The sequence below is a fragment of the Sphingomonas sp. 2378 genome (assembly GCF_038084995.1).
Classification (GTDB): Bacteria; Pseudomonadota; Alphaproteobacteria; order Sphingomonadales; family Sphingomonadaceae; genus Sphingomonas.
Genome location: NZ_JAXCMJ010000012.1, coordinates 38,925 through 62,304, shown reverse-complemented (window position 1 = coordinate 62,304; position 23,380 = coordinate 38,925). Strand labels below are relative to the sequence as shown.

29 protein-coding genes are annotated in these 23,380 nt (G+C 66.2%); 11 read left to right on the top strand and 18 right to left on the bottom strand.

The features are described 5' to 3' along the window. Positions 1 to 6 precede the first annotated feature (6 nt). The 5 genes from SM191_RS08490 to SM191_RS08470 form a co-directional block, all read right to left on the bottom strand. Positions 7 to 579 carry a TetR/AcrR family transcriptional regulator gene (locus tag SM191_RS08490; RefSeq protein WP_341505802.1) on the bottom strand — a complete coding sequence of 191 codons (573 nt, stop codon included), beginning with the start codon at positions 577 to 579 and terminating at the stop codon, positions 7 to 9. A gap of 2 nt (positions 580 to 581) precedes the next feature. Next, positions 582 to 1,049, bottom strand: a complete 468-nt coding sequence (locus tag SM191_RS08485; protein ID WP_341505801.1) for a nuclear transport factor 2 family protein — start codon at positions 1,047 to 1,049, stop codon at positions 582 to 584. Between the two features lie 72 nt (positions 1,050 to 1,121). Continuing rightward, on the bottom strand, positions 1,122 to 1,646 hold the full coding sequence (locus SM191_RS08480; RefSeq protein WP_341505800.1) for a GNAT family N-acetyltransferase: 525 nt from the start codon (positions 1,644 to 1,646) through the stop codon (positions 1,122 to 1,124). A 5-nt stretch (positions 1,647 to 1,651) separates the two neighbouring features. Continuing rightward, positions 1,652 to 2,209 (bottom strand): helix-turn-helix domain-containing protein, encoded by a 558-nt coding sequence (locus tag SM191_RS08475; protein ID WP_341505799.1) that lies wholly within the window; start codon positions 2,207 to 2,209, stop codon positions 1,652 to 1,654. A gap of 178 nt (positions 2,210 to 2,387) precedes the next feature. Continuing rightward, a complete protein-coding gene (locus SM191_RS08470) occupies positions 2,388 to 3,239 on the bottom strand; it encodes a cold-shock protein (RefSeq protein WP_341505798.1) in 852 nt (283 codons plus the stop codon). Positions 3,240 to 3,537: 298 nt separating this feature from the next. Between SM191_RS08470 and SM191_RS08465 the strand changes: the two genes are divergently transcribed. The 8 genes from SM191_RS08465 (at position 3,538) to SM191_RS08430 (ending at position 10,683) form a co-directional block, all read left to right on the top strand. Further along, positions 3,538 to 4,158: a ribonuclease D gene (locus SM191_RS08465; RefSeq protein WP_341505796.1), complete on the top strand. Its 621-nt coding sequence runs from the start codon at positions 3,538 to 3,540 to the stop codon at positions 4,156 to 4,158. Between the two features lie 25 nt (positions 4,159 to 4,183). Then, positions 4,184 to 4,810 carry an LPS export ABC transporter periplasmic protein LptC gene (lptC, locus tag SM191_RS08460; protein ID WP_341505795.1) on the top strand — a complete coding sequence of 209 codons (627 nt, stop codon included), beginning with the start codon at positions 4,184 to 4,186 and terminating at the stop codon, positions 4,808 to 4,810. Between the two features lie 18 nt (positions 4,811 to 4,828). Then, positions 4,829 to 5,371 (top strand): LptA/OstA family protein, encoded by a 543-nt coding sequence (locus SM191_RS08455; protein WP_306997556.1) that lies wholly within the window; start codon positions 4,829 to 4,831, stop codon positions 5,369 to 5,371. Between the two features lie 65 nt (positions 5,372 to 5,436). After that, positions 5,437 to 6,219, top strand: a complete 783-nt coding sequence (gene lptB, locus SM191_RS08450; protein WP_445949833.1) for an LPS export ABC transporter ATP-binding protein — start codon at positions 5,437 to 5,439, stop codon at positions 6,217 to 6,219. Between the two features lie 66 nt (positions 6,220 to 6,285). Further along, positions 6,286 to 7,770, top strand: coding sequence for an RNA polymerase factor sigma-54 (rpoN, locus tag SM191_RS08445; protein ID WP_341505793.1), 1,485 nt, complete (start codon positions 6,286 to 6,288; stop codon positions 7,768 to 7,770). A 72-nt stretch (positions 7,771 to 7,842) separates the two neighbouring features. Further along, the gene (locus SM191_RS08440) at positions 7,843 to 8,187 is read left to right on the top strand and encodes a hypothetical protein (RefSeq protein ID WP_341505792.1); all 345 of its coding nucleotides are present in this window, start codon (positions 7,843 to 7,845) and stop codon (positions 8,185 to 8,187) included. A gap of 744 nt (positions 8,188 to 8,931) precedes the next feature. Continuing rightward, positions 8,932 to 9,417, top strand: a complete 486-nt coding sequence (locus SM191_RS08435) for a MucR family transcriptional regulator (RefSeq protein ID WP_306997550.1) — start codon at positions 8,932 to 8,934, stop codon at positions 9,415 to 9,417. 246 nt (positions 9,418 to 9,663) lie between these two features. Continuing rightward, entirely contained in the window at positions 9,664 to 10,683 is a 1,020-nt protein-coding gene (locus SM191_RS08430) for a hypothetical protein (protein ID WP_341505791.1), read from the top strand. A gap of 17 nt (positions 10,684 to 10,700) precedes the next feature. Here the strand turns inward: SM191_RS08430 and SM191_RS08425 are convergent, their stop codons facing one another. The 13 genes from SM191_RS08425 to flgB form a co-directional block, all read right to left on the bottom strand. Further along, positions 10,701 to 11,591, bottom strand: a complete 891-nt coding sequence (locus tag SM191_RS08425; RefSeq protein WP_341505790.1) for a flagellar motor protein MotB — start codon at positions 11,589 to 11,591, stop codon at positions 10,701 to 10,703. 3 nt (positions 11,592 to 11,594) lie between these two features. Then, positions 11,595 to 12,458, bottom strand: a complete 864-nt coding sequence (gene motA / locus SM191_RS08420; RefSeq protein WP_341505789.1) for a flagellar motor stator protein MotA — start codon at positions 12,456 to 12,458, stop codon at positions 11,595 to 11,597. Positions 12,459 to 12,570: 112 nt separating this feature from the next. After that, positions 12,571 to 13,467, bottom strand: coding sequence for a flagellar hook-associated protein FlgL (gene flgL / locus SM191_RS08415; RefSeq protein WP_341505788.1), 897 nt, complete (start codon positions 13,465 to 13,467; stop codon positions 12,571 to 12,573). Next, on the bottom strand, positions 13,467 to 14,810 hold the full coding sequence (gene flgK, locus SM191_RS08410) for a flagellar hook-associated protein FlgK (protein ID WP_341505787.1): 1,344 nt from the start codon (positions 14,808 to 14,810) through the stop codon (positions 13,467 to 13,469). Before flgK ends, flgL begins: the two co-directional genes overlap by 1 nt. Positions 14,811 to 14,825: 15 nt before the next feature. After that, positions 14,826 to 15,146, bottom strand: coding sequence for a rod-binding protein (locus SM191_RS08405; RefSeq protein ID WP_341505786.1), 321 nt, complete (start codon positions 15,144 to 15,146; stop codon positions 14,826 to 14,828). After that, on the bottom strand, positions 15,143 to 16,237 hold the full coding sequence (locus SM191_RS08400; RefSeq protein ID WP_341505785.1) for a flagellar basal body P-ring protein FlgI: 1,095 nt from the start codon (positions 16,235 to 16,237) through the stop codon (positions 15,143 to 15,145). The genes SM191_RS08405 and SM191_RS08400 overlap by 4 nt, the downstream gene beginning before the upstream one ends. An 11-nt stretch (positions 16,238 to 16,248) precedes the next feature. Next, the gene (locus SM191_RS08395; protein WP_445949832.1) at positions 16,249 to 16,953 is read right to left on the bottom strand and encodes a flagellar basal body L-ring protein FlgH; all 705 of its coding nucleotides are present in this window, start codon (positions 16,951 to 16,953) and stop codon (positions 16,249 to 16,251) included. Between the two features lie 23 nt (positions 16,954 to 16,976). Next, the gene (flgG, locus tag SM191_RS08390; RefSeq protein WP_306997532.1) at positions 16,977 to 17,765 is read right to left on the bottom strand and encodes a flagellar basal-body rod protein FlgG; all 789 of its coding nucleotides are present in this window, start codon (positions 17,763 to 17,765) and stop codon (positions 16,977 to 16,979) included. A gap of 13 nt (positions 17,766 to 17,778) precedes the next feature. Continuing rightward, positions 17,779 to 18,534, bottom strand: a complete 756-nt coding sequence (locus SM191_RS08385; protein ID WP_341505783.1) for a flagellar basal body rod protein FlgF — start codon at positions 18,532 to 18,534, stop codon at positions 17,779 to 17,781. A gap of 29 nt (positions 18,535 to 18,563) precedes the next feature. Continuing rightward, a complete protein-coding gene (locus SM191_RS08380) occupies positions 18,564 to 19,850 on the bottom strand; it encodes a flagellar hook protein FlgE (protein ID WP_306997528.1) in 1,287 nt (428 codons plus the stop codon). 28 nt (positions 19,851 to 19,878) lie between these two features. Further along, entirely contained in the window at positions 19,879 to 20,580 is a 702-nt protein-coding gene (locus SM191_RS08375; protein WP_341505782.1) for a flagellar hook assembly protein FlgD, read from the bottom strand. Between the two features lie 2 nt (positions 20,581 to 20,582). Further along, a complete protein-coding gene (gene flgC / locus SM191_RS08370; RefSeq protein ID WP_306997524.1) occupies positions 20,583 to 20,993 on the bottom strand; it encodes a flagellar basal body rod protein FlgC in 411 nt (136 codons plus the stop codon). A gap of 3 nt (positions 20,994 to 20,996) precedes the next feature. After that, entirely contained in the window at positions 20,997 to 21,347 is a 351-nt protein-coding gene (gene flgB, locus SM191_RS08365) for a flagellar basal body rod protein FlgB (RefSeq protein ID WP_267434303.1), read from the bottom strand. A 247-nt stretch (positions 21,348 to 21,594) separates the two neighbouring features. On the opposite strand from flgB, the gene SM191_RS08360 reads away from it, so the two are divergent. Genes SM191_RS08360 through SM191_RS08350 form a run of 3 tightly spaced genes read left to right on the top strand, consistent with a single transcriptional unit; the run spans position 21,595 to position 23,323 of the window. Continuing rightward, complete coding sequence (locus SM191_RS08360; protein ID WP_341505781.1) at positions 21,595 to 22,284, top strand: motility protein A; 690 nt, start codon at positions 21,595 to 21,597, stop codon at positions 22,282 to 22,284. Continuing rightward, positions 22,281 to 22,826: a hypothetical protein gene (locus SM191_RS08355; RefSeq protein ID WP_341505779.1), complete on the top strand. Its 546-nt coding sequence runs from the start codon at positions 22,281 to 22,283 to the stop codon at positions 22,824 to 22,826. The genes SM191_RS08360 and SM191_RS08355 overlap by 4 nt, the downstream gene beginning before the upstream one ends. Next, positions 22,823 to 23,323, top strand: coding sequence for a flagella basal body P-ring formation protein FlgA (locus tag SM191_RS08350; protein WP_341505778.1), 501 nt, complete (start codon positions 22,823 to 22,825; stop codon positions 23,321 to 23,323). Before SM191_RS08355 ends, SM191_RS08350 begins: the two co-directional genes overlap by 4 nt. The last annotated feature ends 57 nt before the right edge of the window (positions 23,324 to 23,380 follow it).

Genomic DNA, 23,380 nt, shown 5'->3' with positions numbered 1-23,380 from the left:
CCCGATTCAGACGGCGGCGAGCGCGGTATAGAGCCGCGCGGTCAGTCGGCCGAGCGTGGCGCGGAACAGTCCCGGATCGTCCAGCCCCCGCGCCAGCACGACCGCGCCCTGAATCCCGCTGACCACGTCCTGCGCCAGCACCGTCGCGTGGCTCTCCGCCACGCCGCCGCGCACCAGCAACGTCTGGAGCGCGCCGATCCAGCGCCGGAAATAGTCCGCGATCCGCTCGCCAAAGGGATCGCGCGTCGCCCCAAGGCCCCAGAACCCGATCAGGCAGGCGCGCCGCCCCGATTCGAAATAGCGATCCACCGCGACCATCATCGCATCGATCCCGGCGCGCGGATCGTCCGCCGCTTCCAGGGGAGCGAAGACCGCACCCTCGAACCACGTCGCGACATCGTCGAGCACGGCGACGGCCATCTCCTGCTTTCCGCCGGGGAAGAAGTGATAGAGGCTCCCCCGCCCCAACCCGGTCGCCGTGCCGATCAGCGAGAGGCTGGCCCCCGCATAGCCATGTTCGCGGAACACCTCCGCCAGCCCCGGCAGCGCGTCGGCGCGCTCGGCGATCAACCGCGCCACCGCTAAAGCCCCAGATCGCTCAGCGAGGGATGATCGACGGGCCGTGCCCCCAGCGACCAATGGAACAGCCGCGCATCCTCCCCGATCGGCAGGTCGTTGATCGACGCGATCCGGCGGCGCATCCGCCCATCCTCGGCGAAATCCCAATTCTCATTGCCATAGGAGCGGAACCACCGGCCCGCATCGTCATGCCATTCATAGGCGAAGCGAACCGCGATCCGCGCGCCCTCCTGCGCCCATAGCTCCTTGATGAGGCGGTAATCCCGCTCCCGCGCCCATTTGCGGCGGAGAAATTGAACGATCTCCTCATGACCGGTGACGAATTCGGCCCGGTTCCGCCATTGGCAGTCGGGGGTGTAAGCCTGTGCCACGCGCTCGGGATCGCGGCTGTTCCAGGCGTCCTCCGCCGCGCGGACCTTTTGCGCGGCAGTGTCGGCGGTGAAGGGCGGCAGCGGCGGGCGCATCGTCATGATCCTCTCGACCGATCAAATATCTGTGTATCGATCGGTACAGGCGACCTGCGACGCGGGCAAGTGATCGGGTCAGAGACGCTTGAACATATAGGTCGTTGTGTGGAGGGCCCTGCCATCCGCGTCCCAGGCATAATCGGGGATTATCCCCGCCACCTCGAAGCCGAGCGAAGCGTAGAGCGACTGGGCCCGATCGCCGCTTCGCGTGTCGAGCGTGACCAGGCTCTTGCCCATCGACCTTGCTCCATCCAGGGCGACGCCCATCAGGCTGCGCCCGATCCCCAACCGCCGGGCCGAGGGATGAACGATCATCTTCGCGATCTCGCAGCGATGGGGCTGGTTGGCGGGCATGGCCGTGAGCAACTGGACCGTGCCGACCAGATCGCCATCGCGTCGGGCTCCGAACATCCGCCGCCGTCCGGCGGACAGTTCCGGCGACACCTGATCGCGCCAGAAGCGGGCGGACTCCGCGTCGGCCATCGGGGCCAGGAAGCCGATCGCCGCGCCCTCATTCACGCTGTCGGACAGGATGCCGGTCAGCGATTCGATCCCCTGTTCCACCGCCCCGGCATCGAATTCGGTGATGATGACCGCCATGATCGTCACACCATCGCGATGATGTAGCGGGCGCCCTCCTCCGCCGTTCGGAACGACGAAGCACCTTGGAGGCGATAGCGCACGCAGTCGCCAGGCAAGAGGTCATATCCCATGCCGTCGACGGTAAGGTTCAGCATCCCCTCCAGCAGAACGAGGTGATGCTCATGGCCCGGAAAGGCGGGACGTTCATAAGCGATATGCTGATTCGGTTCGATCCGGCCCTCGATCATCTCCAGGGACAGTTGCCCGCTAGGCGGCGACAGGGCCCGGCGGGTAAAGCCCTTTCCCGCATCGCGCCACAGACTTTGGTCGTCATGGCGGATCAGAGGCGGAAAGCCCGGCTCCAACGGGGCGAGTAGGCGCGACAGGGGCATGGCATAGGTGCAGGCCAGCCGCCCCAGCGTTTCGGCAGTCGGGCTGACCTCGGCATTTTCGATTCGCGACAGGGTGGCCCGACTGATCCCGCTCGACGCGGCCAGTTCCTGGAGGCTGAGATTCCGTTCCGTTCGAACGAATCTCAAATGGTCGGCCAAGGCACGATGGGATGATGGCGAATCACTCATATCCGGGATTTAATCCCGATATTGAGATGTGGCTATCGTCGATATTGGCCGGGTTTGTCGCTGCCGGTGACGTCATCACCTCCATCCCCTGCGCCGACAAACGAAAAGGCCCGGCGTCGCATCGCTGCAACGCCGGGCCCTGTCGCCCGAAAAGGGATGGCTTAATCAGACGAAGGGATCAGCCTTCGTTCTGCAGGTTGACGGCGGCATATTTGCCGCGACGATCGACCTCGATCTCGAACTGCAGGCGGTCGCCCTCGTTCAGCGAGCCCATGCCGGCGCGCTCGACGGCCGAGATGTGCACGAACGCGTCGGGCTGGCCATCGTCGCGCTGAATGAAGCCGAAGCCCTTCATCGCGTTGAAGAACTTGACCGTGCCGGTCGCCTTCTCACCGGTCAGCTGACGCTGCGGAGCGCCGCCGAAGCCGCCAGCGGCACCGCCGCGCGGGCCACGATCACGGTCGCCGCCGAAGCCGCCTTCACGCGGTTCGCGGGGAGCGCGGTCCTGGACCGGGAGCGGCTCGCCCTCGATCTTCAGTTCGGTGGCCGAGATGCGGCCGCCGCGATCGACCAGGGTGAAGCCGAGCGGCTGACCCTCGGCCAGACCGGTCAGGCCCGCCTGCTCGACGGCCGAGATGTGGACGAACACGTCCTCGCCGCCGTCATCGCGCACGACGAAGCCGAAACCCTTCTGCGCGTTGAAGAACTTGACGACACCGGTGCCTTCGCCAACGACCTGGGGGGGCATGCCGCCACCGCCGCCACGACCGCCGCCGAAGCCGCCACCGCCGCCACCACGGAAACCGCCGCCGCCGCCACCGAAGCCACCGCGGTCACCACCGCCGAAGCCACCACGGTCGCCGCCGAAGCCGCCGCCACCGAAACGGTCGCCGCCGCCGAAGCCGCCACCACCGAAGCGGTCACCGCCGCCGAAGCCGCCGCCACCGAAATCGTCGCTGCCGCCGAAATTGTCCCGCTTGTCGCGACCACGCGTGCCGCGATTGCCCCGGCTACCTCTATCGAAACCCATAAGCCCTGTTCGTCTTCCCGGTTCGCCCGCAAATGCTATCCTCAAGAACCGTGCGCCGGACGAAGAGCGCGGGTCTTTCGGCGCCAAACCTTTTGCGCCTAATTGCCAGTCATAACGCAAGAGCCGACGCATCGCGAACGAAATCTCGCGAATGGCTCTCGCTTCGGCGCGAACGAGGCAGAATGCGTCGGAATTGTGGCCAAAACTCCACAACTTCCCCGAAACCATGATGCACGATCGGCCCCGAGTCGAGCGATCGCGGTTGAGGCTTTCGGCATCGCCCGCTAGGGCAGAGGGCATGACCGTTCATCTGCACGAAGAAGACATTCCCGCCGATCTGTTCGCGCCCGGCGCCTCGATCGCCGTCGATACCGAGACGATGGGCCTGATCACCCCGCGCGACCGACTGTGCGTCGTCCAATTGTCCGATGGCGGCCCCGACGAGCATCTCGTCCGCTTCGGCCCCGGCAGCGACTATGCCGCGCCCCATCTGCGCGCGCTGCTCGCCGATCCGGCGCGGCTGAAACTCTATCATTTCGGGCGGTTCGATATCGCGGCGATTCGCCACTATCTGGGCGTGGTCGCCGGGCCGGTCTATTGCACCAAGATCGCCTCGCGCCTGATCCGCACCTATACCGACCGCCACGGCCTGAAGGAACTGGTCCGCGAACTGCTGGGCGTCGAACTGTCCAAGGCGCAGCAATCTTCCGACTGGGGCGCGCCCGAACTGACCGACGCGCAGCGCGAATATGCCGCCTCGGACGTGCGTTACCTGCACCGGATGAAGGTGGAACTGGACAAGCGCCTGATCCGCGAGGGGCGAATGGAACTGGCCCAGGCCTGTTTCGATTTCCTGCCCGCACGGGCCGAACTGGATCTCGCGGGCTGGCCCGAGGTCGATATCTTCGCCCACGCCTGATCCGGCCGGTCCAGGAGCCCCGCCCATGTCCGAGATCGCCGATCGCGTCCGCACCCAGCGCCAGCACTGGGCCGCGCCGGGCAGCCGCCACGACCGGTTCGTGACGCTGGCCCGCTGGATGCTGCCCAGCGCGATCGGCGTGCTGACCGCCTTTCTGGTCATGGCCCCGGTCTATTCGTCGAGCGAGGTGTCCTTCGTCCTCGACAAGAAGAAGGTCGAGGTCGCCAGGGAACGGTTGAAGATCCAGGCCGCGCAATATCGCGGCGTCGACGACAAGGGGCAGCCCTTCTCGCTCGACGCGGGCTCGGCGATCCAGCGGAGTTCGGCCGAACCGGTGGTGCAGCTCAACAAGCTGGCCGCCGCGATCCGCCTGTCGGACGGCCCTGCCACGGTCAGTGCCGATTCGGGCCGCTACGACATGCGCACCGAGCAGGTGAAGCTGGACGGGCCGCTCGATTTCAAATCGGCGGGCGGATACGACCTCCGGACGCATGACGCGACGATCGATCTTCAGCAACGCACGCTGGAATCGGGCGGCGCGGTGACGGGGCGCGTGCCGCAGGGCACGTTCAGCGCCAACAAGCTGCGCGCCAACCTGGAGGATCGCACCGTCCGGCTGGAAGGCAACGCACGCTTGCGCATCGTACCGTAAAGCACGAAATAGCCGATCATGCACAAGTTCTTCGCCGCGACGGCTCCAGCCCTTCTCGTTTTGGCAGCCTCCGCCGCGGCGCAGACCCGGCATGACAGCCGCGCGCCCGTCGATTTCGGCGCGGACGTCATCGAGTTGCAGGACAAGGCGAATCGCGGCGTCCTGTCGGGCAATGTCGTGCTGCGCCAGGCGGAGATGACGCTGACCGCCGCGCGGATGGTCATCCACTATACCGGGCAGGTGATCGGCGGAAAGCCGCAGGTTTCGCGGTTCGAGGCGTCGGGCAATGTCGTCGTCAAGCGGCCCAACCAGACCGCGCGGGCCAATTACGGCATTTACGACCTCAACCGCCGGGTCATCACCATGCTGGGCAATGTGACGCTGACCCAGGACGGCAACACCGTGAACGGCGGTCGGCTGACCCTGAACCTCGACACCGGTCGCGCGGTGATCGACGGATCGTCGGTGGCGGGCGGCGCGTCCTCGGGCAATGGCGGCACGGTCACCCGCGCGCCGTCGGGCCGGGTCACGGGCACCTTCTCGGTCCCGAACCGCAACTGACGCGTGACGGACGGCGTGTCCTCGCGCTAACGTCCCGCAACACAGGAAGAGACTGGCCGATGGACATGGACACCCCGATTCGCGAGGCGAGCGACCGCACCAGTCCGGTGGCGGAACCCCCGGTCGCGAACGGGCTCCAGGTGGTCTCGATCGCCAAGAGCTATGACAAGCGCACCGTCCTGACCGATGTGTCGGTGTCGGTCGGGCGCGGGGAGGTGATCGGGCTGCTCGGCCCCAACGGCGCGGGCAAGACGACCTGCTTCTATTCGGTCATGGGGTTGGTGAAGCCCGATTCGGGCCGCATCATGCTCGATGGCGAGGATATCACGGGGCTGCCCATGTATCGGCGCGCGATCCTGGGCCTGGGATATCTGCCGCAGGAAACCTCGATCTTCCGGGGCCTGTCGATCGAGAAGAACATCCTGACCGTGCTCGAACTCGCCGAGCCCGATCCGGGCGAGCGGGCGCGCAAGCTGGACAAGCTGCTCGAGGAATTCGGCCTCACCCGCCTGCGCGCCGCGCCCGCCATGGCATTGTCGGGGGGCGAGCGTCGCCGGGCCGAGATCGCGCGCGCGCTGGCCGCCGACCCGTCGATCATGCTGCTGGACGAGCCGTTCGCGGGCATCGATCCCATCTCGATCGCCGATATCCGCGATCTGGTGAAGGACCTGAAGCGGCGCGATATCGGCGTGCTGATCACCGACCATAATGTCCGCGAGACGCTGGACATCGTCGACCGTGCCTACATCATCTATGACGGTCGCGTGCTGTTCAGCGGCTCTCCCGAGGAACTGGTCGCCGACGCCAATGTCCGTCGCCTTTATCTGGGCGAGGGCTTTTCGCTCTGATCCGATGACCACGCGCCGCCGCTCCATTTTCCTCGATGGTCCCGGCGCGAACCGGAGCGCGGCGGCATGAGCCTGTCCCCGCGCCTCGACATTCGCCAGTCCCAGTCGCTGGTGATGACGCCGCAGTTGCAGCAGGCGATCAAGCTGCTGACCCTGTCCAATCTGGAGATCGAGGCGTTCATCGCCGAGGAGGTGGAGAAGAACCCCCTGCTCGACGCGACCGCCGTCCGCGAGGTGGCAACCCCCGAGCGTCCCGAACGGGAGGCTCCGGCCGGCGCCGACGAACTGGTCACCGGCACCGCGCCCGCCGAGGATCGCGGCCTCGACCTCGACTATGCGACCGAAAGCCATCAGCAGGACAGCGTGACCGATGGCGGCACCGGCCCGGATGGCGGGCTGTCGCTGAACGGCGGATCGGGCGGCGGCGGGTTGGGCGGCGAGGATGGGCCCGACTGGGACGCGCTGCCCGACGACGCGCCCAGCCTGGCCGAGCATCTCGAGGCACAGGTCGCGCTGATCCTGTCCGGGGTCGAGCTGACCATCGCCGCGCATATTATCGATCAACTCGACGAGGCGGGCTATCTGACCGTGCCGCTGAGCGAAATCGCCGAGCGGCTGGGCGTGCCGCTGGCCCGCGTCGAACGGGTGTTGACCGTCGTGCAGAGCCTGGACCCCACCGGCGTCGGGGCGCGCGATCTGGCCGAATGCCTGGCGCTACAGGCCAGGGAGGTCGATCGTTACGATCCCTGCATGGCGCGGCTGATCGCCAATCTCGACCTGCTCGCGCGGGGCGATCTGATCCGACTGAAGCGCATCTGCGGGGTCGATGACGAGGACATGGCGGACATGATCCGCGAGCTGCGCGGCTATGACCCCAAGCCGGGCTGTCGCTATGGCGGCGAACCGAGTCAGGCGGTGGTGCCCGACCTGTTCGTCACGCGGATCAAGTCTGGCTGGGGGATCGAACTCAACACCGCCACCCTGCCCCGCGTGCTGGTCAACCGGCGTTATTATCAGGAGTTGTGCCACGGTCCGCAGGACAGGGGGTCGAAGGCGTGGCTGGCCGATTGCCTGGCCAGCGCCAACTGGCTGATGAAGGCGCTCGACCAGAGGCAGCGGACGATCATCCGCGTCGCGACCGAGATCGTGAAGCAGCAGGAGGCGTTCTTCCTCCACGGCGTCGCGCATCTCAAACCCCTGACCCTGGCGCGCGTGGCCGAGGCGATCGGGATGCACGAATCCACGGTAAGCCGCGTGACCAGCAACAAATATCTCAGTTGCGCGCGCGGGCTGTACGAACTGAAATATTTCTTCACCAGTGGCATCGCGGCGGCGGACGGCGGCGATGCGGTGTCGGCGGAGGCGGTGAAGAGCGCGATCCGGACGCTGATCGCGGGCGAGGGCGCGAAGATCCTGTCCGACGACACGCTGGTCGAGCTGCTCCAGGCCAAGGGCTTCGACATCGCCAGGCGCACGGTCGCCAAATATCGCGAGTCGCTGGGCATCGGCAGTTCGGTCCAGCGCCGCCGCGCCCGCGCCTTGAGCGGCTGACCACGCGCTTACCTTGTTACGTCGCCATGGTGTATTATATTATGGATACACCGTTATCGGAGGTGCCGGTCGATGGGCAAGAAGAAGCAGAAGAAAAAACAGAAAAAGGCAACGCAGGAAGAGCAGGCGGCTCCCCATGCGCCATCGTCCCTGCACCGCGTGGGCCAGATTCTGCTCGATCAGGCGCGTAGCCCGATGGGGCGGCAACTCATCGCGTCTGGCCTGGTGGTCGCGGCGGCCGCGCTGGCACGCGAAACGACGCGCCCGACACCGGAGGACGCCCCGCCGACCGAGCCTCAGGACGACCTTCCCCGTGATCCCGCGCCATCGACGCCGGATATCGGCGCGTTCGCGGGCCTCGCCCTGTCCGCACTCGACCAGTTCATCCGCCGCAAGACGCCGGAGGACAAGGCGTAAGCATTCGTCTTCTGAGCAAGGCTTTGGATCGAAGCGCATTCTTGCACTTCGATCCGGTGCCCAACTTATCTTACAGATGCCATATCAGCCGATGCAAAGAACCCGGCCGGCGCGCACGACTGACTATTGCCGATCATCGAACAGGAATCGATCGGCCATGACGGTAAGCGGGGGGAGCGAAGCGATCGCTCAACCCCCGGCACCGACGCGCGATGCCGGTCTTTCCGGCGGCTTCCACTCCTGCTTATCTTTATATTGAAGCGCGGCGATGACGGCAGCCTAGGCCCAGTCGCACCGGATGCATAGCAAAAAAAAGGCTGGTCCGAGGACCAGCCGTGAAAGTTTTTAGGAGAGGATGCCTGAAAGGCCCATCCTCTTTGGCCGATGCCGACGATTAACACAAATGCAAGCTCATCAATTTTCGTTGCGTTTTTTGCATTCACGCCGTGATACGCGTGCTTTGTATCAGCCGCTCCGCATCAAAATGCTCACAAATGAATTAACTTTCATACAATACTAACATGGACTAAGATTTCTGTAGGGCCAGACCACACACTTCCGCCTGTATCGTCCTGACCGATTTGGTTTTATTCCAAGTTGTCCACTGCCCGAAATCTTCATGAAATGAGTTTCAAAAAGAGAATTTACTGTCGTTTTGGATAATTTTTGGACGATCGGCTCAATCGGGCGGTTGACGTCTCGTATTTGACGGTTAGGTCAAGCTGAAAATAACAGGAGCGTATCATGGCCGACGACCCTATCGATGTGAATGCCGTAGAACTGGCGACCGAGTTGACGATCGCATGGTTGGGTAATCCCAACACCCGCACGTCTTCCGAAGAGGTTCCGGCGTTCCTGAACAAGATGCACGAAACCGTGTCTTCGCTTCTGGGCAGCACGCCGCAGACGACCGATATCGAAGCGCCGACGGAATATGTTCCCGCGGTTTCGGTTCGCAAGTCGCTGGCTTCGAAAGATCACATCGTCTCGATGATCGACGGCAAGCCCTACAAGACCCTGCGCCGTCATCTGGCGACTCATGGTCTGACGCCGGAAGAATATCGCGAACGCTATGGCCTGAAGCCGGATTACCCGATGGTCGCCGAAAGCTATTCGGAAAGCCGTCGCGCGATGGCCAAGAAGATCGGCCTGGGCCGCAAGCCGGGTCCGCGCACCGCCGGTGCCGCGCGCAAGCCGCGCAAGGGCGAAGGCGCCGCCGACGCCGAATAGGCGCGCGGCGATCACCCGATCGCGAAAAGGCCCCGTCGAGACTCGTCGCCCTTCTCCCAAGGTTACGAGGATCGGCGGGGCCTTTTTTCTTTGCGTTTATAAAAACATGGCAGGGGTGCCACCGCATCCCTTGTTTGGGGATGTTGAGTGTAGGCCCGCGCTTGACTAACCACGGACATTCCCAAGGCGATCGATCCCGGTATCGCGATCGTCCCGGCCGCTCGGGAATACGGGGGACAAGCGGGCATGAAACGGTTTTTCGGATGGGCGGCGGCATCGGCTCTGGCGGCTTGCGGCGATGGCGGCGGCGGCTCCGCCCCGATCGTACTTCCGGCCCCCACCCCGACGTCCGGCCCCTCGGCCAGTACGAATTATCCCAGCTATAACGATCTGACGCGCAGCTATACCGCCTTCTCGGATGTTGGCCTCGACGTTCGCCGGGGCCTGATCACCCAAGACGTGGCGGGCCAGCCCTCCGCAACGATAGTGGTTTCCAACCTCTATCTCGACGCCCAATTGTTTCCGACCGATCTGCGCACGACCTGGAATCATTCGGGCGATGCGGACACCGTGCGCGTCGACTATGGCCGGGTCAGCAGTCCCCTCTTCACCGCAGCCGACCGGAAGGATGTCGACGGATACCGGATCTACGGCAAGTCCGATCCGACCGCCGACCGCATCCTGGTCGGCCTGCCCCCGTCGATGCAGCAGAAATATGTCACGCGGGTCGCCTGGGAGCGTCTGGTGGGCCAGAGCAGCGTCGACGGCAGGCCCGTGCGTGTCATGCAATATTCCTCCGCCTTTTTCGGGGCGACATCGAACAGCGAGGATCTGTTCGACCGCAAGGCACGCGCGATGCGGGCGGCGACCCTCGCCCTGAACCCCAGCTATGAGGGGGTCGGCACCATCTGGTATCCCAGCGCTCCCAACCCCGGCTTTACCCCGGAAGGGGGCAGTACGATCGCCCATAGATCCAATTTCGGGCTCTTTCAGGTGATCGAGTTCGATGACACGGTGCAGGCGACCGTCAACTTCAACGGCTTTCGCGGTGGCCCGACCCCGCGCTCCTTCACGATGGTCGGCAAGCTCGACCGGACGACGGGTATCTTTACCGCCGACGTCACCGACAAGACCGATTACAGGGGCAGGATGCGCGGGCGGCTCTATGGACCGGAGGGCCGCGAGGCAGCCTTCGTGTTCCAGGCGACCAGCGTGGCCGATGGCGTGACGGTCACCGGCGATTATGTCGGCCACTGGATCTACTGACCGCCGGTAACACCCTCTTACCGCCCGAAACCGCCCTTGCGATAGAGCAGGGTGATCGCCACGCGGCGGTTGCGCGGGTCGGCGGGGTTGTCCGAGATCATCGGCTCGCGATCGGCGACGCCCTCGATCCGCTCGAACCGCGACTCGGGGATGCCCCCGGCGGCCAGGCGGCGGCGGGTGGTCTCGGCGCGGCTGGAGGACAGCATCCAGTTGTTCATCGCGCGCGGATCGCCATAGGGCACGGCATCGGTGTGCCCGCGGATCATGATCGTATTGGGCAGGCCGGAGATCGACCGCGCGATGGTGCCGATCAGCGCCGAGGCCTCGGGCTCCAGTTGCGTCGTGCCGCTGGCGAACATCGAGTAATCGGCATTGTCGACCAGATCGATGCGCAGCCCGTCCTGGGTCGGGATGAAGCGGACCTGCCGCGCCAGCTTCTTGAGGCCCGGCGTCGTCTCCATCTTCTGCTGGATCGCCTTTTGCAGTTCGGCGAAGCTCTTGCGATCCTGTGCCATGGCATTGGGATTGCGCAGCGACCCCTTGTCGCCGGTCCCGGCCTTCTCGCCGCCCTCCCCCGAAACCTTGGGCACGATAAGCTGGACGACACCGTTGCTGCCGCTCTGCCGCTCGCCAGCCCCCGGCCCACCGTTCAGCGCGCCGCCGCCGATCCCCTGCGACCGGGTGTCGAGCAGGGTCGGCGCGAAATAATCGGCAATGCCCTTGCGCTGCTTTTCGGTCGTCGCACCCAACAGCCACAGCAGCAGGAAGAAGGCCATCATCGCGGTCACGAAGTCGGCATAGGCGACCTTCCACGCGCCGCCATGATGCCCGCCATGACCATCGGCGATGATCTTCTTGACGATGACGATCTTGGGCGGCTCGTTCTTGCCATGCGGTGCGCGCGCCATGGTTTAGCGGCCCCGCAGGCCGTCGAAGACTTCGGCGAAGCCGGGCTGGTCCTTGTGCTTGATGCCCGAACGCGCCGCTTCGATGACCAGCGGCTGGGGATGGCCATAAAGCGAGGCGATGATGATCTGCTTGACCACGTGATAGATGGCCGCATCCGCGTCGATCACCTGCTTCAACCGGCCCGCGAACGGATTGACGATGCCGTAGGCGAGCAACACGCCCATGAAGGTGCCGACCAGCGCCGATCCGATCATCCCGCCCAGCACGCTCGGCGGCTTGTCGATCGAACCCATGGTCTTCACGATGCCGAGCACGGCGGCGACGATACCCAGCGCGGGCAGAGAGTCGGCCAGGCTCTGGAGCGTGCCCTGCGGCCCCTCCACCTCGTGATGATGGGTCTTGATGGCATTATCCATCACCTCCTCGACCGCATGCACGTCGAGCGTGCCGCTGGATACCACGACCAGCCGCAGCGTGTCGGCGATCAGGTTGACCAGCGTATGGTCGGCGACCAGGCGCGGATATTCGGCGAAGACCGAGGAGGACTTGGGGTCCTCGACATGCGGCTCCAGCGCGATCGGTCCTTCGGTGCGCAGCATCTTCATCAGCTTCGAGACGAGGAAGATGACGTCGAGATAATCCTGCTTCTTGTATTTGGGCCCCTTGAAGATCTTGCCCATCGCGCCGCCCAGCGCCTTGAGTTCGGCACCGGAGTTGCCGATGACGAGCGCGCCGACGGCGGCGCCGCCAATGATGAGCATCTCATGGGGAATCGCCTCGAACACGGGCCCCAGCGCGCCGCCAGTAATGGCGAAGCCGCCGAAGACCATGCCGAGCAGTATGACAAGGCCGATGGCAGGAAACATGGTGAACCGATTCTCCAGCAGGGACCGGCGCGAAGGCCGTCAGGTGTCTGGATTAACCGGATTTGGTCACCATAGGGTTACCGCGCCGGAAAGGATGGGACGGCCAGCGCGATTATTTCAGATAGTCGAACAGCGACAGGCCCGACAGCTTGGTGAAGCTGGCCTGGGTCGCCTGGAGCACGGTCATCGTCTGTTGCAGCTGCGCGATATTGCTCGTGATGTCGGCGTCCTCGACATTGGATCGCAGCGCGGCCCGATCGGTGCTGGCGGTATCCAGCATCGCCTGTTGCAGCTCGACGCGCGTCTCGCGCGCACCGATCGAGGCCTGGACCGCGCCGACATTGTCGTTGGCGGCGTTGAGCTGGTCGATCGAATTGCGGATGTCGGCGCTCGATCCGCCCGGCGTCTTCAGCGCGGTGATCAGGTTGTTCAGGACCGCGAAGGTGTCGTTGCTGCCCGACTTGAACACGCGTTCCGCCCCGACCGTGATCTCGACCGTCTGGTCGCGGTCGATCGGCACGGCGGAGGTCTTGGGAGCGGCATAGCTATAGCTGCCGTTGACGTTCCGCACCGCGTCGGTGCCGTCGACCGTGCCGAACAGCGGCTGGCCGCGCACGTCCCGGGTGTTGCCCAGCGACACGAGCTGGTCGCGGATCGCGCTCAACTGGTCGCCGATCACCGAACGGTCGTAATCGTTGAGCGTGCCGTTGGCGGCCTTGGTCGCCAGTTCGACGGCGGACTGCAACTGCTTGCCGATCGAACCCAGGGTGGTGTCGACCTGCTGGAGCACCGACTTGGCGAGCGACAAATTGCTCTTGTAGACGGCGGCATCCGCATCGGCGCGATTGAGCTGCGCGACCTGTGCCGAGGCGGCGGCATCATCGGACGGCTTGAGCAGTTTCTTGCCCGTCGCGTTCTGCGTCATCAGGTCGTTGGCCTTGCTCTGCAAGGCCGTCATGCGCCGCGTCGCGCTGTCATACAGGGTGGAGGTCGAAATCTGCATCGCCATCACCGAATCTCGAGAATGGATTGGAAGGTCTCGCGCGCGATCTGGATGACGCGGCTGGACGCGGAATAGGCCTGTTGGAAACGCATCAGCGACACCGCCTCATTGTCGAGCGTGACACCGGTCGATCCGGTCAGCGCGGCATTGGCCCCGTCGCGGATCGCGGTCTGCGCATCGGCGATGGTCTGCCGCTGCTTCAGGGCGGAGGCGTTTTCGGTGATGACCTGGGTGATGCGGGCCTCGAACCGGCCGCTGTTGCGCGCCGATTCCAGCGCCGCCAGATTGTCGGTGTTGCGCGGCCCCTGTCCGTTCGCCGCCGCCGCGATCTTCGATGCGTCGGTCAGCGCGACGGTCATCGACGCGGTGCCCGACGTCAGGGCGAACAGCGCGGTGCCGGTCGCGCCATTGGCGTCCTGCCCCTGGCCCTGGATCGTGTTGACCGTGTCGGTGAAGTCCTTGGCGACCGCATTGAAGCTGTCGCGCATCGCCGCGATCCGCTCCGCCCCGTCGAGCATCCCGCCGATCGACCCGCCGGAGGGGACGACGTCGGTCGCCTTGCCCTGCGACACGACGGTGAAGCCGACGCCGCCGCCGGTCTTGCGGGCATAGCTGACCGCGCCCAGCGTATCGGGCGAGGCGAGGATCGGTCCGGCGCGATCGCCGATCCGCACCGTCGCGCGACCCAGTTCGTCGGTCGTCACGTTGATGTCGGACAGCTCGCTCATCTGCGACAGGATCTGGTCGCGCTGATCGGCCAGTTGCGCCGAGGCGGAGGTGCCCGCCTCGGTCCGGGTCAGGCCGTCATTGACCTTGCTCAGCGACAGCGCGAGCGAGGACAGGCCTTGCGCGGCGTCGCGGGCCTGGCCGTCGAAATCGGCCTCCATCGCATCGAACGCCTTGTCGGTCGCGGTAAAGGCGAAAGCCGCCGAATTGGCGGCTTCGAGCATCGTGGTGCGCAGCGCGGTCGAGGTCGGGTCCGCCGCCAGCGCGCGGGAGGCGGTGAAGAATCCGGTCAACCGGCTCGACACCTCGTCACCCGTCATCACGTCCTGGATACGGTTGAGCCAGACTTCGCCCGTTTCGGTCCGCTTCAAATCCGCCGTCGCCGACCGCACCGCCGCCGAGGCATAGGTGTCGGTCGCGCGGACGATCCCGGTGACGGTCACGCCCGCCCCGGCGGACAGCCTGCTGCTGGTCACCCCGCCCGAGGTCGTAACCTCGCGCAGGCCGACCGAGCGACGCGAATAGCCGTCCGTGCCGGTGTTGGCGATATTCTCGCCAACCGCCGTCAACGCGGTCTGATACGCCCGCACGCCCGAAGCGCCGATGGAGAGCAAGTCGCTCATACGACTCGGCCTACGTTACCCGTGGTTAAGATCGGGTTTCGACTGGGCGAGAAACGTCGTGACCGCCTTGCCGATTCCCATCGGAGCATGTTCGGCCATGGTCTGTGCCACCTGCTGGTCCTGCATATCGCGGAACGTGTCGAGCGCCTTGGACTCGAACAACGTGTCGCCCAGCTTGGTCTGGCGCATCGCCTTCAGCATCATGCCGTTGAAGATCGCCTCGAACTGGGTGCCCGCCTTGTCCAGATTGGCGCCGTTCGACAGCCGCTTGGTATCGGTGGAAACCGATCCGGTGATGGGCGAGGTCGAGGGAGTGGCGGAAATGCTCTGGGTCACAGGACGATCAACTCCGCCTTGAGGGCACCGGCTTCCTTGAGGGCTTCGAGGATCGCGACGAGGTCGGACGGGGCCGCGCCGATCGCGTTCACCGCCTTCACCACATCGGCCAGCTTCGGGCCGGGGTTGAGGAGGAACATCGGGCGACGCTCCTCCTCGACCGAGACGCCCGATTTCTGGGTGATCGCGGTCTGGCCGCCGCTCAAGGGGCCGGGCTGGCTGACGCGCTGATTCTCGTCGATCTTGACGGTCAGCTTGCCGTGCGTGACGGCGGCGGGGCCGACGCGGACCGCCGAATTGATGACGACGGTGCCGGTGCGCGCGTTGACGATGACCTTGGCCGAGGGTTCGGCGGAGGCGACGTTGAGATTCTCGATCTCCGACATCAGCATGGCGCGAACATCGGCCCCCATCGGTGCGCGGACCGCGACCGACACGGCGTCGATCGCCTGCGCGGTGCCCATGCCGAGCCGTCCGTTGATCGCCTGCGCGACATTCTGCGCCGTGGTGAAGTCGGCGCGCGCCAGGTTGAAGGTCAGCGAGGGCGCGGTGTCGAACCCGGTGGCGACGGCGCGCTCGACGGTCGCCCCTTCGGGAATGCGGCCGGTCGAGGGGACGTTGACCACGATCTTCGACCCGTCCGCGCCCTCCGCGCCCAGCCCGCCGACCGCGAGGTTGCCCTGCGCCATCGCATAGATCTGGCCATCGGCACCCTGGAGGGGCGTGAGGATCAGCGCGCCGCCGCGAAGCGACTTGGCCTTGCCCATCGACGAGACGGTGATGTCCAGCTTCTGCCCCGGCTTGGCGAAGGGCGGCAGTTCCGCCGTCACCATCACCACCGCGGCATTCTTCATGCCCGGATTGGCATTGGGCGGCAATTGCAGTCCGAAGCGCGAGACGACGGCCTTCAGCGACTGGACGGTATATTCCAGATTGTCGTCGCCCGTGCCCGGCAGACCCACGACGATGCCGTATCCGGTCAACTGGTTGGTGCGGATGCCCTGGAACCCGCCCAGATCCTTGATCCGGTCGGCGGAAGCCGGGGCCGCGATCGAAAGGGCGGCGAGAAGCGCGAGGAGGAAGCGGATCATGGTCAAATGCCTCAGAACGGACTGACGGCCTGGAAGAAGCGGCTGAGCCAGCCCTGGCGGCTGGCGCGGGCGACGTCGCCCTTGCCGGTATAGGCGATCTGCGCATCGGCGACGCGGGTCGAGGGGACGCGGTTGTCGATGCCGATATCGGCGCTGCGGACCAGCCCCTTGATCTGGATGAACTCGTCACCCCGATTGAGCGTCACGCGCTTCTGCCCCTGGACCAGCATGGTGCCGTTGGGGAAGACCTGCGCCACGGTCACGCTGATCTCACCCGACAGCGAGTTGGACTGGTCGGCGGCGCCCGAACCGGTGAAGTTGCGGCTGCCGCTCATCCCCACATCGCTCGACTTGAGCAGCGATCCCAGCGGCCCCGTGGTGGGCGGGGTCAGGCCGAAATCCCCCTTGGAGCCCAGCTTCGACCCTGCCGACTTGGACGCGGCGGTCCGCTCGACGAGGACGATGGTCAGCGGATCGCCGACCCGGCGCGCGCGCCAGCCCTCGTACAAGGCGGCATAGCCGTCCGACGCCTGGAAGATCGAGCCGGTGGGCGCGGCGACCGGCTGCGCCGGAACCGCCATCGGGCGCGTGGTGGTGAAATCCTCGACCGGCTTCTTCTTGCCGAACAGGCTGGCATGGGCGGGCGCGGGCGCCAGCGCGGCGGCGACCAGCACACCGGCGGCGGCGGTCAGCGCCAGCTCGACGCCATAGGCCATGCGGAAGGCGGGAAGGCGCATCATCACAGATTCTGGTTCGCGTATTGAAGCATCTCGTCGGTCGACTTGATCATCTTCGAGTTGACCTCATAGGCGCGCTGGGTTTCGATCATGTCGACCAGTTCCTCGACGACATTGACGTTCGAGCCCTCCAGCATCCCCTGGCGAATCTGGCCGCGCCCCTCGAGCCCGGCGACACCCATGTTCGCCACCCCCGAAGCAGGGGTTTCGGTCAGGTAATTGTCGCCCTTGGACTGGAGGCCCGCCGGGTTGGGGAAGTTCGCGATCTGGATCTGCCCGATCTCGGCAGGCGCGGTCTGGTTCGGCAGCGTCGCGGAAACCGTGCCGTCGGTGCCGATCGTGACATTGGTGGTGCCTTCGGGGATCGTGATCCCCGGCATCACCTGATACCCCTCGGAGGTGACCAGCAGCCCTTCGGCCGAGCGCGAGAAATTGCCCGCGCGAGTATAGCCCAGCGTGCCCCCCGGCATCTGCACCTGGAAATAACCCTCGCCGTCGAGCGCCATGTCGAGGCTGTTGTTGGTGGTCTGCATCGGCCCTTGCGTCGCGATGCGCGCGGTCCCCTGGATGCGGACGCCGGTGCCCAGGTTCAGGCCGGTCGCATATTTGCTCTCGGTCGAACTGGCCGCGCCCGGTGCGGTGACGACCTGATAGGCCAGCGTCTCGAACGCGGCGCGGTCGCGCTTGAACGCGGTCGTGTTGACGTTGGCCAGGTTGTTCGAGATGACCCGCATACGCATATCCTGGGCATCGAGCCCGGTGCGCGCGACGTGCATGGCGGCGGAAGACATGTCTTTCTAATCCTCAGCTCGGCAGCCGCATCAGCGATGCGCTGTTCTCGTCCATCGACTTGGCCTCTTTCATGAGGTTGGCCTGCACCTCGTAACTGCGCTGGTTCTCGATCATGTCGACCAGCGTCTGGGTCATGTTGACGTTGGAGCCTTCCAGCGCGCCGGACTGGACGGTCGCGTCCATATCCTGCGGCAAGGCGCCGCCGCCCTTCACCCGCAACAGATTGTCCAGCCCCTTGACCGTGGTCGAGCCGCGCGTGTCGGCCAGCTTCAGCCGGTCGATCACCTGCGGCTGGGTGTCCGGCCCAGCGCCCAGCGGCACGATCGACACCGTGCCGTCGGGCGCGACGGTCAGCGAATTGTACTGCGGCACCGTGATCGGGCCGGTCTGGCCGATCACCGGATAGCCGTCGCCGGTCTGCATCACGCCGCTGGCGGTCACCTCCAGGTCGCCGCGCCGGGTATAGGCCTCGGACCCGTCGGGGGCCTGCACCGCCAGCCAGGCGGTGCCGGTGGCGATGGCGACGTCCAGCGGGTTGCCCGTGTGCTGCACCGTGCCCGGCGCGCGGTCGGCGTCGGTCACTTCCTCGGCGGTGGGCATCCGCGCCTCGAACGCTGCGCCGCCGCCCTTCAGGTCGATGCGGTCGAACACGACCCGGTCCGAGCGAAAGCCGATCGTCGAGGCGTTGGCCATGTTGTTGGCGATCGCGGTCTGCGCCGCCATGTGCGCGCGCAGGCCCGTCGCCGCCGTATAGACCAGCTTGTCCATCGCTGCTCCCCGTTACCCCCGTGCCGCGCTTAGCTGCGGATGTTGAAGATGGTCTGCGAGATCTGGCTGGACGTATCGAGCGCCTTGGCATTCGCCTGGAAATTGCGCTGCGCCGCGATCAGGTTGACCAGTTCCTCGGTGATGTCGACGTTGGAGCCTTCCAGCGTGCTCGACTTGATCGCGCCGTACGTGCCTTCGCCCGCCGAACCGATGACCGGATTGCCCGACAGGCCGGTCGCCTGCCAATAGCTGTCGCCCGCCTGGCGCAGGCCCGGCATGTTGACGAAGTCGGCCAGCGCGACCTTGCCCAGCTTGGCCGTCTCGCCATTGGAGAAGGAAGCGGTGACCAGGCCATCGTCGCCGACCGACACGCCCGACAGGATACCGATCGCCTTGCCGTCCTGCGAACGCGAGGCGACGGAGAAGACCGAACCCGCCTGGGACGAACCGGCATAGTCGATCGACAGCGGCTGCGCCGTGGTCGAGCTGTGCGAAGTGAAGGGGTCGAAAGCGATCGCCTTGGCCGGCGCGGTCATGTTGCCGTTCTTGTCGAAGGTCATCTCGACGGGATCGGTCGAACCCCCGACCTTCAACTGCTGATCGTCGACGAAGCTGTACACCTGCCAGCTGCTGCTGCCGTCCGCGGGCTGGATCTCCTTGCCGTTGGCGTCGAGGGGCAGCGGCTTGCGGACATAATAGTTGGTCAGCGTCATGGCGTTGCCCGCCGAGTCGTAGATCTTGGTCTGGGTGGTGTTGTTGTAGGTGCCCATGTTCGACCGGTTGAACGCCACGGTCGGCGCGACCGCCGATCCCGACAGGTTCAGGTCCATCGTCACCTTCTTGGTCGGAAGCGGCAGGCCGCTGGTCGCGGGAAGCCGAAGCGCGGTCAGGCCATCGACCCCCGTCGCGGTGACGTTGCCGTCGCTATCGACCGGCAGCACCTGGAGGCGACCGCCATTGGCGTCGGTCACGTAGTTCTGTTGATCGACCTGGAACGCGCCGTTGCGGGTATATTGCAGCGGCCCCTTGCCCGGCGTCTGCACCGCGAAGAAGCCGTCGCCCGAGATGGCGAGGTCGAGCGCGTTGGACGAGCTGTTGTAATTGCCTTCCTTGAACTCCTGCCGGTTCGACTTGACCACCGTGCCGGAGCCGACCTGCTTGGTCGGATCGGTCGCGAAGTTCGACGCCATCACGTCGGCGAACTGGGCATGGCTCTTCTTGAAGCCGTTGGTCCCGACATTGGCGATGTTGTGCGAGATCACGGACAGGTCGGTCTGCGAAGCCTGAAGACCGCTGAGCGAGGTATAGAAGGACATGGGCGGAGTACCTTGGTGAGGATGGGGGTCAGCCGACCGAGCGGACGGCGGCGAGGTTGATCTGGCCGAGGCCGGCGACGGTCAGGACGGGATCGCCGCTGGCGGGCATCGACACCGACTGGACGGGCGCCCAGACCAGCGGGCGGCCCGACACCGCGGCGACGCCGTCATTGGCGTTCAGCGTGACGGTGAAGGGGCCGCTGCCCGCATCCCCGCCGGTATCGGTCTTGCCGTTCCAGTCGAAGCTGGCGGTGCCCGCCTTCTGCGCGCCCAGCGACAGCGTCTTGAGCGGGTTGCCCTGCGCGTCCGAGATCGTGACCGAGACGCTCGCGGCGGCCTGGTCCAGCTCGACCGCACCCGCGATACCGCCGCTGGTCCGGCCATAGGCGACCGATCCCGGCGTCAGCACGGTCTTGCCGACATAGCTCATCGCGTCGGCCTTGGTCGTGCCGTTCAGCTTGGTCGCGATCGCGGACAGGGTGGTGTTCATCTCGGAGATGCCCGCCACGCTGGAGAATTGCGCCATCTGGGCCACCATCTGGGTGTTGTCCATCGGCGAGAAGGGGTCCTGGTTCTTCAACTGCGCGGTCAGCAGCTTCAGGAAGGAGGACTGGTCGAGCGTGTCGGACTTCTTGGCGGCGGTCGTGGTGGACGACGCGCCGCTGGCGGCCCCGGAGCGGCGCACGCCCAGCGCATCGAGCGTGGAGTCCATGGTGGTGGAGATCGTCATGATCAGCGGCCCAGCTTGAGGGTGTCGAGGATCAGCGACTTGGCCGTCTGCATCACCTCCACATTGTTCTGATAGGTGCGCGCCGTCTCCATCATGTCGACCAGCTCGCGGGTCTCGTCGACGGCGGCTTCGTAGATATTGCCGTCCTTGTCGGCCAAGGGGTTGTTCGGGTCGTGGCGCACGGTCGGGTTCTCGCCCGCCGTCACGATCTTCTCGACATCGACGGTGGACAGGCCGGTCGCGGCGTCGAAGCTGGTGCGGAACACCGGCTTCATCGTGCGGTACGCGGTATCGGGCGAACCGGTGACGTCCCCGGCATTGGCCAGGTTCGACGCGGTGGTGTTCATCCGCACCAGCTGCGCCGACATGGCGCGACCGGCGACCTGGAAGATGGAAAGGGGTGCGTCCGCCATGGATTATTCGCCCTTCAGCGCGCGGGTGATGGTGGCGATGCGCCCGTTCAGGAACGACAGGGTCGTCTGATACTGGACGGCATTCTCGGCAAAGGCGGTCTGCTCCTGGTTCAGCTCCACCGTATTGCCGTCGAGCGAGGTCTGGATCGGCACGCGATATTTCATCGCCGCGCCGATGCCCCGGCCCTGATCCTGTTCGCCCTCGACCGCGGCCAGCGCGGCCTTGAAATCGATGTCGCGCGCCTTGAAGCCGGGGGTGGAGGCATTGGCGATGTTGGACGCCAGCACACCCATGCGCTGTGCCCGCACCTCCAGCGCTGCTCCATGCACGCCGAACAGTGTTTCATTGGCCATCGTCGATCCTCCTTTCCGGCGCGAAACGTCACGCCAGCGGGGATACGCAACCTCCGTGCCAATTCGCCCGCCACGAAGGAAAGGGCCGTGACGGCAAGGACCGGCAAGCCGGCATCCGGCAACGCCTTGCCGTCACGGTTGCCGCCGCCTTGCCGGGTGGCGGCAACGGGCGGCAAAGGGACCGGTCGCCCTGCCCTTTATGAAGAGAAGCACCGAAACTGGCCCGGTGCTTGCACAGTACGGGCGCATGAACGGATTGCCGCCCCTTTCCCAGTTCCTCGACCCGGCCGCGCTCGCCATCGTGCTGGGCGGGACGCTGGTCGCGACCCTGCTCCGCACGCCGTGGCGGGATGCCCGGCGCGGCGTGCGCGCGCTGGGCGCGCTGGTTCGCGCGCCCTATTCCGCCGAGCCGCTGCTGGAGCAGATCACCCATCTGGCCCGGATCGCGCAGCGCCACGGCGTGGTCACACTCGACCGTTCGGTCATCACCGATCCCGACCTGGCCGAAGCGATCGGCGCGATCGTCGATGGCGAGCGGCCCGAGGCCGTCCTCACCCGCACCCGTCAGGCCCGCATGGCGCGGGTCGAACGGCATCTGGCGGTCGTCGATATCTGGGCGGGCGCGGCGGAAGCGGCCCCCGCCATGGGCATGGTCGGCACGCTGATCGGACTGGCGGCGATGTTCGCGACGATGAACGATCCGCAGCGGATCGGCGGCGCGATGGCGATCGCGCTGCTCGCCACCCTGTATGGCGCGCTGTTCGCCAATCTGGTCGCCCAGCCCATCGCCGCCCGCCTGCGCCGCGCCGCCCGGATCGAAGCGTTCGAGCGTGCCCGGATCGAGCTGCCCATCGCCGCGCTCGCCGCGCGCGAGGCCCCGGTCGCCGCCGTCCGCCCGCCGACGCCGCCGCGTCGCCCCCTGGCCACCGTCGCATGACCGAGTTCGACTTCCCCGCCCCCCCGGCGTCGCGCCCGCTCTGGCTCATTACCCTGGCCGATCTGGCGCTGCTGCTGGTCGGCTTCCTGGTGCTGGTGCAGGCGATGGGCGCCGAGCGGCGTCCCGCACTGATCGATTCCCTGCGCGCGGAGTTCGGGGCGGCCACGCCGCTTGCCCGTGCCGCTCCCACCTCGGTGCCATCGCCGATCATGCCGGTCGCCGCCGCCGCGCTCCGCTTCGCCCCCGGTTCGGCCCAGCCGATCGACCCCGATCCCGATCTGGCGCGCTGGGCGAAGGCGGCGCTGGCCGATCCGCGCATGCGCCTGTCGATCCAGGCCGCGACCGACGGCAGTGCCGCCGATGTCGATCCCGTGACCCATAGCCCGGTGGTGCTGGCCGCCGATCGCGCGCGCGCCGCCGCCGCGCTGATCGGCCCGACCGCCGCCGATCGCCTGACCCTGTCGACCGCCACGGCCCCCGGCCAGCGGCGTGCGGTGGTCAGCCTCGTCTTTTCCGGTGAACCCCGAAGGAAGTCTCCATGATCCTGTCCCTGTTGCTGGCCGGCGCCGCCGGTTTTCAGGATGTCGCCGCGCTGGATGCGGCGGTCACCGCCTTCACCGGCCGCCCGGTCGGGGTGGAGGGCGGCGCGCGTTCGCCCGTCGATGCGCGGCTGAAGCTCGCCCAATGCCCCACCGTCGCGCTGTCCTGGCGGACCGAGGCGCATGACGCCGTGGTCATCGCCTGTTCCAGTCCGCAATGGCGCATCTTCGTGCCGGTGCTGGCCGCCCCCCGCCCGGTGGCCGCCGCCGTGGCCGCGATTCCCGCCGTCCCGGTCCGCCAGGAACCGGTGATCCGACGTGGCGATCCGGTGACGGTCGAGGCGGGATCGGACGGATTTTCGATCACCCGCGACGGAATCGCGATGGCCGATGCCGCGCCCGGAGCGCATTTTCCGGTGAAGATCGACGCGGCTCGCCAACCAATTCAAGCAGTTGCCCTGTCCAGCGGTCGTGCCACCCTGCCCGGCTGGGCCGATTGACGGTTTCCTGCGGGGTCGCGATCGAAATTCCGACTAAAAGAATGCACGAACCTGCCG